The sequence below is a fragment of the Bradyrhizobium sp. CIAT3101 genome, assembly GCF_029714945.1.
Taxonomy (GTDB): Bacteria; Pseudomonadota; Alphaproteobacteria; order Rhizobiales; family Xanthobacteraceae; genus Bradyrhizobium.
Map to the genome: position 1 here is coordinate 5,839,171 of NZ_CP121634.1, position 13,428 is coordinate 5,852,598.

13 protein-coding genes are annotated in these 13,428 nt (G+C 64.0%); 3 read left to right on the plus strand and 10 right to left on the minus strand.

The features are described from left to right. Positions 1–81: 81 nt before the first annotated feature. From QA645_RS27680 to QA645_RS27690, 3 genes are all read right to left on the minus strand, one after another. Entirely contained in the window at positions 82–1,263 is a 1,182-nt protein-coding gene (locus QA645_RS27680; RefSeq protein ID WP_283044658.1) for a calcium-binding protein, read from the minus strand. A gap of 511 nt (positions 1,264–1,774) precedes the next feature. Beyond that, entirely contained in the window at positions 1,775–2,206 is a 432-nt protein-coding gene (locus QA645_RS27685) for a RidA family protein (RefSeq protein WP_283044659.1), read from the minus strand. Positions 2,207–2,224: 18 nt separating this feature from the next. After that, entirely contained in the window at positions 2,225–3,403 is a 1,179-nt protein-coding gene (locus tag QA645_RS27690) for an acyl-CoA dehydrogenase family protein (RefSeq protein WP_283044660.1), read from the minus strand. Positions 3,404–3,758: 355 nt separating this feature from the next. Here QA645_RS27690 and QA645_RS27695 point away from each other — a divergent pair, with 355 nt between their 5' ends. After that, positions 3,759–4,265 (plus strand): MarR family transcriptional regulator, encoded by a 507-nt coding sequence (locus QA645_RS27695; RefSeq protein ID WP_283044661.1) that lies wholly within the window; start codon positions 3,759–3,761, stop codon positions 4,263–4,265. Between the two features lie 13 nt (positions 4,266–4,278). Here the strand turns inward: QA645_RS27695 and QA645_RS27700 are convergent, their stop codons facing one another. Genes QA645_RS27700 through QA645_RS27730 form a run of 7 tightly spaced genes read right to left on the minus strand, consistent with a single transcriptional unit; the run spans position 4,279 to position 11,626 of the window. Next, positions 4,279–5,895 carry an ATP-dependent acyl-CoA ligase gene (locus tag QA645_RS27700; RefSeq protein WP_283044662.1) on the minus strand — a complete coding sequence of 539 codons (1,617 nt, stop codon included), beginning with the start codon at positions 5,893–5,895 and terminating at the stop codon, positions 4,279–4,281. 15 nt (positions 5,896–5,910) lie between these two features. Next, a complete protein-coding gene (locus QA645_RS27705; RefSeq protein WP_283053369.1) occupies positions 5,911–7,068 on the minus strand; it encodes an ABC transporter substrate-binding protein in 1,158 nt (385 codons plus the stop codon). A gap of 57 nt (positions 7,069–7,125) precedes the next feature. Further along, the gene (locus QA645_RS27710) at positions 7,126–7,908 is read right to left on the minus strand and encodes a cyclase family protein (protein WP_254193008.1); all 783 of its coding nucleotides are present in this window, start codon (positions 7,906–7,908) and stop codon (positions 7,126–7,128) included. Positions 7,909–7,942: 34 nt separating this feature from the next. Then, positions 7,943–9,184 (minus strand): SDR family NAD(P)-dependent oxidoreductase, encoded by a 1,242-nt coding sequence (locus QA645_RS27715; protein ID WP_283044663.1) that lies wholly within the window; start codon positions 9,182–9,184, stop codon positions 7,943–7,945. Beyond that, the gene (locus tag QA645_RS27720) at positions 9,181–10,359 is read right to left on the minus strand and encodes a thiolase family protein (protein ID WP_283044664.1); all 1,179 of its coding nucleotides are present in this window, start codon (positions 10,357–10,359) and stop codon (positions 9,181–9,183) included. The genes QA645_RS27715 and QA645_RS27720 overlap by 4 nt, the downstream gene beginning before the upstream one ends. Positions 10,360–10,384: 25 nt before the next feature. Continuing rightward, complete coding sequence (locus QA645_RS27725; RefSeq protein ID WP_349253139.1) at positions 10,385–10,813, minus strand: organic hydroperoxide resistance protein; 429 nt, start codon at positions 10,811–10,813, stop codon at positions 10,385–10,387. A gap of 30 nt (positions 10,814–10,843) precedes the next feature. Further along, positions 10,844–11,626, minus strand: a complete 783-nt coding sequence (locus QA645_RS27730) for an aspartate/glutamate racemase family protein (protein WP_283044665.1) — start codon at positions 11,624–11,626, stop codon at positions 10,844–10,846. On the opposite strand from QA645_RS27730, the gene QA645_RS27735 reads away from it, so the two are divergent. Next, the gene (locus QA645_RS27735) at positions 11,619–11,888 is read left to right on the plus strand and encodes a hypothetical protein (RefSeq protein ID WP_283044666.1); all 270 of its coding nucleotides are present in this window, start codon (positions 11,619–11,621) and stop codon (positions 11,886–11,888) included. The genes QA645_RS27730 and QA645_RS27735 overlap by 8 nt on opposite strands. A gap of 368 nt (positions 11,889–12,256) precedes the next feature. Then, entirely contained in the window at positions 12,257–13,405 is a 1,149-nt protein-coding gene (locus QA645_RS27740) for an ABC transporter substrate-binding protein (protein WP_283044667.1), read from the plus strand. Positions 13,406–13,428: the final 23 nt, after the last annotated feature.

Genomic DNA, 13,428 nt, shown 5'->3' on the forward strand with positions numbered 1-13,428 from the left:
CAACGGTCCCCTAGGCTATTCCGATACGCGGGGCATTCGCGCCCCGCGTATGTCTTTATTGAGTTAGGCGATCCTCTGAACTCAGAGGTGCCAGGCGTGATGGTCGGTGTGGTGGCCGATCAGATCGGTCAGATGATGAGGGCCGACATCCGTGGTGGTGTCCGTTGCGACGCTTGGCGTTGCGGTCGCAGTCGGCGTGGTCGTCGTCGCCACAGTTGCCGACGCGGTTACCGTTGAACTGGACGTCAGCTGCGAGAAATCGAGCCCATGATGATGATGGTGATGATCAGTCGTCGTCGTCGATGTCGAGCCGCTGGACGAACTGCCGCTGGTCGAGCCCGTGGTCGTGCCACTGCCGGACGTGGTCCCGCTGCTCGTACCGGTGGTCGTGCCACCCGATGCGGTGGTCGTGCCACCTGTCGACCCGGTCCCGGTCGTCGTGGTTCCGCTCGAACTGCCGGTCGTGGTTCCGGTGGTGCTTCCCGTAGTGCCTCCGACCGTCGTGCTCGTGGCGGTATTGTGCTGCAGGAAAACGCTCTGCAACGCGGACGAGCTCTCGAGTGCGGTGTCGCCATTTTGCGAGCCCCACGCATAGGCGTAATCGAAGGCCGGATTCGGCACGACCGCCGCCCAGTGAGCGAGCATCGTCTGTTCCTGCGCGGCCGTCGGCATCACGTAGTGGCCACCGCTGTCATCGGCCCAGTTGCCGCCACCGAAGGTCTGGAACACCGGGACGATATGATCCACCGAAATCCCCGCGGCCTCGGCGGCCGCCACGGCCTTGTCGATCATGGTGTAATCGACCGTGCTCATGTCCGACCGCACCGGGTACGGATCGATGCCGAACAGATCGATGTGGGTGTTGGCCGGATTGTAGGTGTTCGCGAAGGTCGGGTTCTCCGAAGACCCCATGTTCATCATGGTGATGAAGGTCTTCGCGCCGGGAAAGTTGGCGTGGATGTAATCGGACTCTGCCTTGAGGTTGGCCGCCGTCACCAGCGTATTGTACTGGCCCGTCGGATCCGGCTCATCCTTGAGGTAGAAGGCGTAGACCTTCGAGTTACCGATGTACGGCTTCAGCGCATCGATGAAGCTCTGGGTAACGCCGTCCCCTTGATCGAGGTAAACCATGCCCTTCACACCGGCCGGCAGTGCGTTCAACTCGTCGACCGACGAAACGTCGGCCAAGTTGAAGCCTGCCGCAGCTGGCGTGTAGGTGCCCTGTGCATTGATGTTGTTGCCTGCGGTATAGTGTAGCGTCAAATCGCTTCCCCTTTGTGGTGAGTGCCCCCAGCACCTCCAAGTCTGAGTGCAACCGGCCTCTCATTGCGGGTGAACGTATGTTTACGTTTGGGGCAGGAATTTCGGTTCGATTGGGCGGAACCAAGGGAATATTGTGCCGAAAACTTGGGCGTCCGATTAGACCGCAATCGGTCCAAACCATCATTTCCGGACGATTTCCCAATATTGCCAATGATCTGGGCGAGATGCTGATACGGGTGCGCCGCTGATCTGCTCTTGCCCGATATTCACAACCTAATTGGAGCCGCTCCGATCACGCTCGCAAGCAATTATCGATTCGGCCACGCGAGATATCTACGATCATACCGTTGAGCCAAACGATGCCGGTAAGCGGTAACTGATGCCGCCGATAGTATCATTGATTCGCACTACGAGCATCACGGGGCGGGAATCCCACGCGAATTGCTGCACTCCGGAGGACGCCCGGTTCGACGTCACAACGGCCAGGCGCTTCGCCTAACTCGCGCCGTCGTCAGCGCGGTACGACAGCCGTCGCTTCGATCTCGACGCGCGCAGACGTCTCGACGAGACGCACGACCTGCACGAGCGCCATACTCGGGTAGTGCACACCGATGACGTCGCGATAAGCCTTGCCGAGCGCTTTGAGACTGGACACGTATTCGTCCATGTCCACGACATACCAGGTCAGGCGCACGAGATGTTCTGGTCTCGCACCGCCCTCCGCCAGGATCGCGACGATGTTTTCGAGCGCCTGCCGGACCTGCGCGACAAACCCGTCGGCAAAGCGGCCTGCAACGTCCCAGCCGACGACACCACCCGTCACGACAAGGCGTCCCTCGGCCATGATGCCGTTGGAATAGCCCTTCGGCTGCGGCCAGCCGCTGGGCTGAAGCACTTGCAGACCGCTGGTCGCGCCGGCTTCCGGCTTTGTCGTCGTGCTCATGCGGAATCCTCAGCCCCCTCAGCGCGGCTTCAAGAGGTCGCGCGCGACAATCAATTTCTGAACCTCGGTTGCGCCCTCATAGATGCGTAGCGCGCGGATTTCGCGATAGAGGCTTTCGACGATCTCGCCCTTGCGCACACCACGACCGCCGAACATCTGGACGGCCCGGTCGATGACGCGCTGCGCAGTCTCGGTGGCCGTCAGCTTCGCCATTGCAGCTTCGCGCGTCGTCGGCAGCTTCTGGACATCGCGGCGCCAGGCCGCTCGGTAGGTCAGGAGCGCGGCTGCGTCGGTGTCGGTCGCCATGTCGCCGAGCGCGGCCTGGGTCAGTTGCAGGTCCCCCAACGTCGCGCCGAACATGTGCCGGCTCCGCGCATGCCACAGCGCTTCGTCGAGCGCGCGCCGGGCAAAGCCGAGCGCTGCGGCTGCGACCGATGCGCGGAAGATATCCAGCGTCTGCATCGCGAGCTTGAATCCGCCGCCCGGCGCGCCAAGGCGACGGCTCGCAGGGATCCGGCAATTGGTAAAGCGCAACGTCGCCAGCGGATGCGGCGCGATGACGTCGATGCGCTCGGCGATGCCGAAGCCGGGATCATCGGGAAAGACCACAAAGGCCGAAATGCCGCGGGCGCCCGGCGCCTCGCCGGTTCGCGCAAACAGCGTGTAGACGTCGGCAATACCGCCGTTGGAGATCCAGGTCTTCTCGCCGTCGATAACGTAGTCGTTGCCGTCGGCGCGCGCGGTGCAGGACATCGCAGCGACGTCCGATCCCGCCTCCTTCTCGGACAGTGCGAAGGCCGCGAGCCATTCGCCGGAGCGAACTTTCGGCAGCACGGCCTTGCGCAGCTCTGCAGAACCGCCGAGCGCAATCGCGCCTGAACCGAGCCCCTGCATGGCGAAGGCGAAATCGGCGAGGCCATCGGCATAGGCGAGCGACTCGCGCGACAGGCAGATCGAACGGGAATCGATTGTCGTGGCATCGCCATCGGGAGCCGCGACCGCGCAATCGAGCAACCCCGCCTCGCCCATCGCGCGCACGAGCCGGCGGCAGGCGCCATCGACGTCGCTGTGATCGATCTTGTCGAGAGCCCCCGACTGCACGAAGCGGTCGAGTGCATCGCCAATCGCATGATGACGCGGCTCGAAAAACGGCCAGTCAAGCCATTCACGCCGGATCACCTTTGCCACGGAGCTCATCTGATCCCTCCTGCGCTGACCGCGCGGCCGGCCGGGCCGCCGCCGATACGGACTCTGCGCATGATCCCCTGGCTTTCGCCGGGTCACGCCATGCGCTGAACCTTTGCCTCAATTATTTTAAGCATAAAATATTTCGTTGGCGCGCGCCTTGTCAAGGCGGCTTCTGCAAAGACCTCGCCGGCGAGTTTGGCTCCCCGGCATCGATCTTGAGATACAGCGCAAATTGGATACGGAGCTGCACCGATTCCGGGACGCCCGGGCTCAGCCTTGAATTTACTTTTGGCACGAACTATCTTGCCATCGACCATGAGAGCTGCGCCAGCTTTCAACAGGCTACGAAGCCCGGGAGATTCGATTGGCACTCGCGAAAGAGTCCGCGCCTGTATCAACCAGGAATGGGGTGGATCAGGAGGCCGAGTACAGGGCTCAAACGCGAGTTTGGCTCCGGCTGCTCGCCTGCACGACCCTGATCGAAGGGGAGTTGCGGCGCCGGTTTCGCGATGAGTTCGATTTCACGATGCCCCGCTTCGATGTTCTGGCTCAGCTCGACCGCGAACCGAGCGGGCTTGTGCTGGGAGAGTTGCCCAAGCGCCTGATGGTCTCCGCCGGGAACCTCACGCCGATCGTGGACCGTCTGGTCGCGGACGGATACATCACCCGCACGCCGTCGAACCTCGACCGCCGCGTGCAGATTGTCTGCATGACGGTCGAAGGCCGCAAGACCTTCAGGCGAATGGCCAAGAGCCACGGCGCATGGCTTGCCGAGTTGCTGGCGGATTTCCCCGCGGATCGGTACGACGGCTTGATCGGCGAGCTCGACGAGCTCAAGGGCGCTGTCAGGGACGCTCTGCAAAAACCCTGAGCGGACGCAACTGTCAGCGTCGCACCTTCACTCCGGCCGCCTCGCGATCCCAAATATCCGCCGTGACGCCCGCCTCACGCAGCACGCCCTTCTTGATCTTGCCGTTCTCCGTCAGCGGCATCTGGCTCAAAATGCGCACGTAGCGCGGGATGGCGAAATAGGCGATCTGTCCTTCGCAATGCCTGATGATGTCGACAGGCTCCAGCGATTGTCCTGGTTCCAGCAGGATCGCCGCTGCAACCTCGTCCTCTCCCAGTTCAGACGGCAGCGGGTAGATCGCGCAAGCGGCGACCGCGGGATGGGACTGGATGGTCTGCTCGACCTCCCAGGAGGATACGTTCTCGCCACGCCTGCGGATCGAATCCTTCATGCGGTCGATGAAGCGATAGTGTCCGTCGGGATCCCGAACCACACGATCGCCCGAGTGAAACCACAGATTTCGCCAGGCCTCGACCGTCTTCTCCGGCATGCCAAAATAGCCGGTGGCAAAAGCAAACGGTTCACTCGCGCGAAGCACGAGCTCGCCGGCCTCTCCATCGGGAAGAGCTGAATCATTCTCGTCGACGATCCGGGCTTCGGTGCCTTCGGCCAGATAGCCCATCGTCCCCGGACGATCCGACGGAATCGTGCCGGCGAACACGAAGTTCGTTTCGGTCGACCCGTAGCCGTCGACCAGCGGTACGCCAAAGCGTTCGCGGAACGGAGCGTGGATCTGCGGCGGCACTCCGCCGCCGAGCGCAACGCGAAGACAATGCGTCGAATCGTTCGCCGTCTTCGGCTGCGCCAGCAGCATCGACGCCATCGCGCCGAGCAGATAGCCGACCGTCGCATTGTGCCGTTGCGCGGCGGCCCAAAAGCCGGAGGCGGAGAATTTCGGCTCCAACACGTAAGTGCATCCGTTCAGGAGCGCCTGATAGAACGCATTCAGCGCGTTGGTGTGGAACAGGGGCAGCGTCGTGAACAGCACATCGCCCTCGCGGATGCCGAGCGCACGCGCCGAATAGATGCCCCACCAGAACAGTTGCGCCTGCGGACAACACACACCCTTTGCAGGCCCGGTGGTGCCCGATGTGTAGAGGATCGCAACGGTGTCGCCAGGGCGGACAGCGCCCGCCGCGGCTGCGGCTCCCAGCGCCGGCAGCGGTAACGCGGACAACCTGGCATCGATGGGCTCATCACCAGCTCCGATGATCCAGGTCCGAGGCGGCAGATCGACCCCCGCCTCCACGCTGTCGATCGCGCCCGCGAACTCAGCCTCGACGACAAGCAGCGCTGGACGCGCGTTGCGGAAGATGTGGGAGAGCTGGAAACCGCGCAACGCGGTATTGATCGGGACCGCGATGGCCCCGAGCCACGCGCAGCCGAGATAGACCTGCAGGAACTCCGGACGGTTCGAGCACATCAGCGCGACCCGATCGCCCGGCTTGATTCCGGCATCGACGAGTGCTTGGGCCGACGCGGCCGCGATCGCCGCGGTCTGCGCAAAGGACCAGCGCGTCTCACCCGCGACCAGCAGGATGCGCTCACCGTAACGTTCGGCCTGCCGCGTGAGGATGGTGGACAGAATCCGGTCCGACGGCGGAAACGACGTGACAGCACGCGTCCAGGCCGGCACCTCGTTCTGCGTCACGATCATGCTCCCGCCTCAGGGCAACAGCTTGTATTTGCCGTCCTCGATCTGGACCATGATGCGCGAGCGGTCGTCGACGCCATGCCGATCCGCCGGCGTATAGGTATAGACGCCCTGCGTCCCGACGACCTCCTTGGTCGTGAACAGCGCCTGACGAAGCGCGGTTCGGAATTCCGGCGAGCCCGGCTTGGCACCGGTTGCCATCGCGCGCTTGGCGGCATCGGCGAACACCAGCCAGCCGTCGAAGGAATAGGACGAGAAAGAATCCGTCGGCGCCTCGCCGTTCGCTTTCTCGAAGGCCGCACGGAAATCCAGGGCCACCTTCTGAATCGGATTGTTGGCCGGAAGTTGCTCCGCGGCGGTCACAGGTCCAGTCGGGCAGATGATGCCGTTGGCGGTCTTGCCGGCCAGACGCAGGAAATCGGCGCTGATCAGCCCGTGATTGCCGTAGAGCGGCCCTTTATACCCACGCTCGGACAGCGCGATGACCGGCAACGCGCCGGGCGTCCCGGTGCCGCCGAGCATGATCGCGTCGGGACGTGCAGCAAGCGCGCGCAGCACCTGGGCTGTGACCGAGGCGTCCGATCGGGCGTAGCGTTCGTTGGCAATGATCTTGATATCGGCGGTCTTCGCACTTTGCTCGAGCGAACTGTACATGAGATCGCCGAACGCGTCGGAGAAGCCGATGAACGCGACGGTCTTCAGGCCCTTCGCCTTCATGTGGTCGACGATGCCTTGCACGAGCAGCGGCGTTGGTTGCGGCGTCTGGACGACCCAGGGGCCGCCGTCGCCGGGCGGCACCGGCGCGATCGGCGACACCGCGATCATGGGAATCTTCATCTCGATTGCTGCCGTCGCCATCGCGAGCGTCTGCGGGGCGCCAGACGTGCCGATGAGGACATCGACCTTCTCCTGCTCGACGAGTTTGCGAGCGTTGCGTGCAGACGCCGTCGGATCGGAGCCGTCATCAAGCTGGATGACCCGAATCTTCTCGCCGCCGATCTCGCCGATATAGGCCTGCCCCGCCGCGATCCCCTTCGCGTTGGGAATTCCGATCGACGACACCGGCCCGCTGAGGCCGGTGACGAATCCAACGAGGATCTCGGCCTGCGCTGCTTGCGGGACGACGAGAAGCAATGCAGTGGAGACCAGCAGACTCTTGATCACGTTCATGGCACCTGTCTTTCGCGAATATTTCTTGTTCTGATTGGCAAGCGCCATGAATTCACTTCAGTTTGACGAGACCAGCGCGATGACGCGAAGCGGACTGCCGGAGCCGTTCTGGATCTTCAGCGGCGAGGCGACGATGATGGCGCCGGTGGCCGGAAGCTGATCCAAATTGCACAGGCATTGCAGGCCGTAACGGCCAGCGCCGTGCAGGAAGTGATGCGCCGGATAAGGCGGCTCGAAATGCCCGGCCTGCCCTGCATCCGTACCGATGGTCTCGGTGCCGAATCCGATGACGCCGCGCTCTTCCACCAGCCACTTCATGACGGCCGCGTTCGGGCCCGGCGTGTGCGCGCCGTCATCCCTGAGATTGGCGTAGTCGCGCCAACCCTTCTTCGACCAATCGGTTCGCAGCAGCACCCAGTTCCGCTCGGGGATGCGGCCGTGTTTCGCCTCCCAGGCCTCGACGAGTGGAACCGTCAGCAGGAAATCGGGATCCTGGGCCGCCTGCGCCGAGCAGTCGATGACACAGGCCGGCGCGATCATGTCCTTGGCCGGCATCGTGTCGACGGCATTGTTCGGCAGGTCCTTGCCGGTGAACCAGTGAATCGGCGCATCGAAATGCGTGCCGGTATGTTCGCCGAAGGTGACATTGTTCCAGTACCAGGCCGGGCCGCGACCGTCGTATCGCGAGATTTCCTGGATGCGGACCGGCGCCGCCTGGCCGAACTCCGGCGGCAGCACGATGACCGGAAAATCCGGACTGAGCGTAAAGGTCAGATCGACGACGCGCACCGCGCCGGAAGAAATCGCACCCGCCAGCTCCAGGAGATTCTTGCTTTGCATCGTCACGTCCTCCAGCTTGGTTGAAATTCCGATTTCACCTGTCGAGCTCACGTTCGAGCGCCTTCCGATTGGCCGCGAGACGTTGCCGGATCTCTTCGGCGACATCTCCGACATACATCTCCTCGAGGCCGCCTTTGAGCCCCGACACGATCGCCTGCGCGACTGCGCGCGGCGCGACCTTTGGCGGGGGCACGGCCTGGAACCATTCGGTGTCAATGGGCCCGGTGAAAAGATTCATCACCCTGACGCCGCCAGGTCTGAGCTCGGCACGAAGGCAGTGCGAGAGCGACAGGCACGCCGCTTGCGAGGCCGAGTAGGCACCAAAGGCAGGCCAACTCGCCAACGCATAGACCGAGAGAATGTTGACCCAGGCGGCGCTGTTGCTGATGCCGTCGGCGCCGCGCATCCGCATGGCGGGTCCAAAGGCCTGCGCGAGGTTGATAAAGCCGAGATAGGCCTGATCGATCTCGTCGCGCGCGATGCTCGTGCCCCTGCGGTCGAGCAGTCCGCCCGGTCGCACATATTCCGTCGTGTTGACGAGGATATCGACCTTGCCGCCGATGTCGGCCGCGAGATCAGTGGCCGATTTTTCGTCGGCCGCGTCGAGGGTCACGATCTCGATTCCGTCCTGTCCGCGCAGCAGGTTTTCTCCGGCGAACGGACGCCACGGATCGGCAATGCCGACGAACACCGTCTTGGCGCCCGCGGTCTTCAAGGCCGCGACGGCTTCCTGGCCGATCACGCTGCGGCCGTTGGTCACGAGCACGCGCCGGAATTTCGGATCGGCCGTCATTTCCCGCCACTGCTTGTCGTCTGCCATGTTGGGGGTCTCCCCTTCGGGATGGGCAAAGGCCACCGCCTGGCCGCTCTTGTCGAGTTGAAACGACATCCGGACGGCTGCGCCCTCGGCACAGTCGGCATGGAGATGGGTCACGATCGTCGGACCGCAATCCATCCTGACGAGGCCGATCCGCCACGGCGCCCGCTCGCGGAAATAGACGTCGCTCGGCACCCGCGCGGTCGTCTCGGCGAGCAGCGTGCCTCGCCGTGGCGCGTCGACGAAAGCCAGGCCATCCGACAGGCACGACGGACATGCCTCCCGCGCGGGATAAGCAAAGGAGCCGCAAGCCTCGCAGCGTTGCAGCATGAAGCGGCCTTCGGCGGCCGCCCGTGTGAAGCCGTGCGACGTCCTGCTGCGCGGTCGCGGTGGCGAGGCCGGCAGCCGCGTTCGCAACAGCGGGTTCTTGCGCCGGGGCGGCTTGATCGGCTCTATCATCGCGAGGGCCCTGCAAGGATCGCGGCGCCCGAGGCCAGACCGCGATCATAGTTGATCATACCGAACCCGGACGCCAAGGCGAGGCTTGCATTCCCGACCTGGGTAGGGCCCGCAGTCCCCAGAACCTGCCGCAATCCTTCGACGAGACCGAGATAGGCGCCGGCAGCACCGGCCTGCCCGGCCGAAAGCTGTCCGCCCGACGTGTTGTGCGGAAAGTCACCGCCGATGGTCAGATCGTGCTGGCGCACGAACTCGGCCCCTTCCCCCTTCTTGCAGAAGCCGAGATCCTCGAACTGCATCATCGTGATGACGGGATAGTCGTCATAGGTCTGCACGACGTCGAGATCATCGGGCTTCACGCCGGCCATCGCATAGAGCTCGCCGATGTCCATCGCCCAACCGCCCCGCACCTGCATCGGATCGTCGGCGAAGGCATTGTGCCGTTCGATCGTCGACAGAAGTCGCGCGGCCGGGAGCCTCAGCGAGGCCGCTGTCTCTTCGCGCATGACGAGAAACGCTTCCGCACCGGCGCATGGCATCACGCAATCGAACAGGTGGATCGGATCGGAAATCGGCCGTGCCGCGAGATATTGCTCGAGCGTCAGCGGCGTCTTCATCAGCGCATGCGGGTTGCGCAAGGCATTCGCGCGTTGGGCGACCGCGATCCTGCCGACGTCCTCGCGCGTAACGCCGAAAGTCCGCATGTAGTTGCGCGCGATCAGCGCGAAGCTCGAATTGGCGCCGCCCGCGCCGTAGGGGTAGACGGCATCCTGATTGAAGCGCGAAAAGTTCTCGAGCGTCAGCCTGAAGGAATCGACGTGGTTGGTGTCGCCTGCCACGCAGGCCACGATGTCGGCGTCATGGGCCTGAACCGCGCGCGCAGCCTTTCGTAAGCCGGCGATGGCGCTGGCGCCACCGAGCGGGATCGTATCCAGCCACCGGACGCACAGACCGAAATGCTGCGTCAGCCCGACGCCGCTGTCGGTGCCCATGGTGAAGCTGGAGACGCACAGACCATCGATATCGGACGCCTTGATGCCGGCCTGCGCGACGAGCGCGCTGAGCGCTCGGCCGATCCACCATTGGGCGCTTTCGATGGAGTAGCGCGCATAGGGAATCGTGACGGGCGTCGCGATCACGACGCCATCATACGGTGTGCGTAAGGTATTGGTCACCGACGGCCCGCCTCGTTCATTCGCCTCAAACCACCGTCAATTTCACGTCAATATTGCCACGGGTTGCGTTCGAATAGGGGCAGCGCTCATGCGCGCCGGCGACGACCTGTTCGGCCACCGATTTCTCGACACCGGGCAGATTGACTTTCAGCTCGACAGCCAGCGCATATCCGACGGGGACCGGCCCCATCGCGACCTTCGCGGTCACGGAAGGCTCGGCAGAGGGCACCACCTTCCGCGTCCGCGCGACGAGCTTGACTGCGCCGAGAAAGCACGCGGCATAGCCGGCCGCAAAGAGCTGCTCGGGATTGGTTCCTTCGCCGCCGGGGCCGCCCATCGATTTCGGCAAGGACAGCGACACCGACAGAAGACCGTCGGCGCTGGCGGCCTTGCCGTCCCGACCGCCGGTCGCCGTCACCTCGGTCTCGTACAGGATCTTTTCGGGGGTCATCATGGCTTGGTCTCCAAGAACAATCTGGCAGGACTAACGGTCGTTACGGGCGAGCAACGCGCGGAAATCCGCCCGCGCCTGGGCGCTGGCGCGCTTGAAGCTCGGCCCGCGGCTGGGCTCGGTGCCATTGAGCCGCTGGAGCTGGACCCACATCTCGGCACTCTTCAGCGCCACCGCCGCACAATTGACCACCGGCGCGTGGCCGACCTTCAGGCCATGCTCCTTCCCGATCAGGAGGCCCGGCAGCACGCCGGCCGGGATCACGACGTCCGCGCCGCGCTCGACCAGCGGAAGAGCGCACGCGACAAAATCCTCGATCATGCGGGCTTGCGCGGCCTCGTCTCCGGCGAACGCATCGGCGAAATCCTCCGGCTTGCAGCCAAGACCGGTCACATGGACCACGCGATCACGGAGGCCGTAGCGCTCGGCCTGCTCGTAGTGCCAGACCTCGAAGACGGGATCGAGCGTTACAAGGCCGAGCCGCCGGCCGAGTTGCGAGGCCGCCAGCAACGTCGCCTCGCCGGTCCCGATCACGGGAATGTCGAGCGCCGAGCGCAGCTCGTACAGTCCGGGATCCTGGAAATGCCCCATGACAAAGGCGTCGAACCCGCCCTCCTCGGCCGCGATGCCATTATCGATCGCCTGGACGGCGCAGCGCAATTCCGCAAGCCGTCCGAACTCCCGGTCCGGCGGCGTAATGCCCTCGACATGAACCGTCGTGCCTGATGCAGCGATGTTGTTCAGGTATTCCGACAGCCGCGCCATGTAGGGCGCGTTCACGCTCGCATCAACGAAGCTCTGCCAGAAGATGCGCATCGTCCTTCTCCTCAAGCGGTGGTCGGAGGATCGGTCGTCGGCTGCCGATGAATATTTCAACCATAAACTAATTCACCCGTCAAATGCGCGCGGCGGCGCTAGCGACCGGCACCGTCACGGCGAGGCGAGCACGGCGTTTTCGTTCATTCGATCCGCGAAGAAGCGCCGCACACTGACGAAATTGTATGCAGCAACATTTTTTTCTGACAGCCCCGTGACACGTGTTGACGGCGCCACCGGCAATACTTTAGGCTTTAAGTAATTCCTCGCCGGTCAAGGACCGGTGGCCATGACAATGATGTTGCAGGGCACCGATTTTGAGAGACTCAATCGTGTGGACAGTCGCCGTGCTCGAACAGCCGGCAGTGGCAGCATCGCCGGCCGCGGATCGCGGCCGCGTCATTGGCCTTTCATCGCTCCAGAAAGGGCCTGCCCGCATTTGCCGATGGGCCCGTTGTTCGAGCAACAAGCACCGCCATGGCTGCTGACGCGCGGCCGAGCAAACTCTCTATCGATCGCGCCCGGATTTCGGCGCCGCAGCAATGCTTTCAACCGGTTCGTTCGTCGCTCGGGCTCCCCGCGCGGCAGCTTCGAGGCATTCCTATCCAGCACCAACGGAGGAGAACGCATATGCGCAAGACTCTGAGCCTATTTGCACTTGTCGCCGGACTCTTCGCCGCTCCGGCTGCACAGGCCGATATCACCATCGGCTTCGTCACCTCGCTCAGCGGCAACGGATCGTCGATCGGAATCCCCTATGGGCGCGGCATCAATGCGGCCTATGAGTACAAGAAGACCATCAATGGCGAAACCATTCGCCTGATCCAGCTCGACGACGGCTCCGACCCGTCGGCAGCGACCCGCAACGCGCGCAAGCTGGTGGAAGAGGAGAAGGTGGACCTCCTGATCGGCACCGCGACGGCACCGTCGACCATCGCCATGGCGGCGGTGGCGAGCGAGCTGAAGGTGCCGATGATCGCGGTCTCGCCGATCGGCAAGCTGCCGGAAACGCCCGAGCAGTGGGTGGTGTCGGTGCCGCAGCCGGCATCCCTGCTCGTCAAGATCGTCGCCGATCGCATGAAGCGCGATGGCATGAAGAATATCGGCTATATCGGCTTCTCCGACGCATGGGGCGACCTCGTCTATAACGGCGCCAAGGCAGCCGAAGCCGCCGGCGACATCAAGATCCAGAGCAACGAGCGATATGCCCGCACCGATACCTCGGTCACCGCGCAGATCCTGAAGGTGCTTGCCGCGCGGCCGGATGCCGTGCTGGACGGCGGCTCGGGGACGCAAGGCGCCCTGCCTCTGCTTAGCCTCGCCGACCGCGGCTTCAAGGGCAACACCTACGGCACAGTGGCGCTGGTCAATCCGGACTTCGTCAATGTCGGCGGCAAGGCGGCCGACGGCATTCAGGTCTCCGCCGGTCCCGTCATCGTCGCCGAGCAGCTGCCCGACGAGCACTTCGCCAAGAAGATCGCGCTGGATTTCCGCAGCGTCTACCAGAAGACCCACAACATTCCGACCACCGACGGCTTCTCCGCCTACTCCTTCGACGCCTGGCTGATTTTCGCCAACGCAGCCGAGCGCGCGCTCAAGACCGCGAAGCCCGGAACGGCGGAATTCCGCACCGCGCTGCGGGATGCGATCCTCAGCACCAAGGAGCTGCCGGGCGTCCATGCCATCTATAACTTCAAGCCGGGTTCCGTGACCGGCGTCGACGAGCGCTCGCTCGTCGTCGTGCGCCTGACCGGCGGCGCCTGGAAGTACGCGCCGTAGTCGGACGGCGGCAGGCAGCCAGA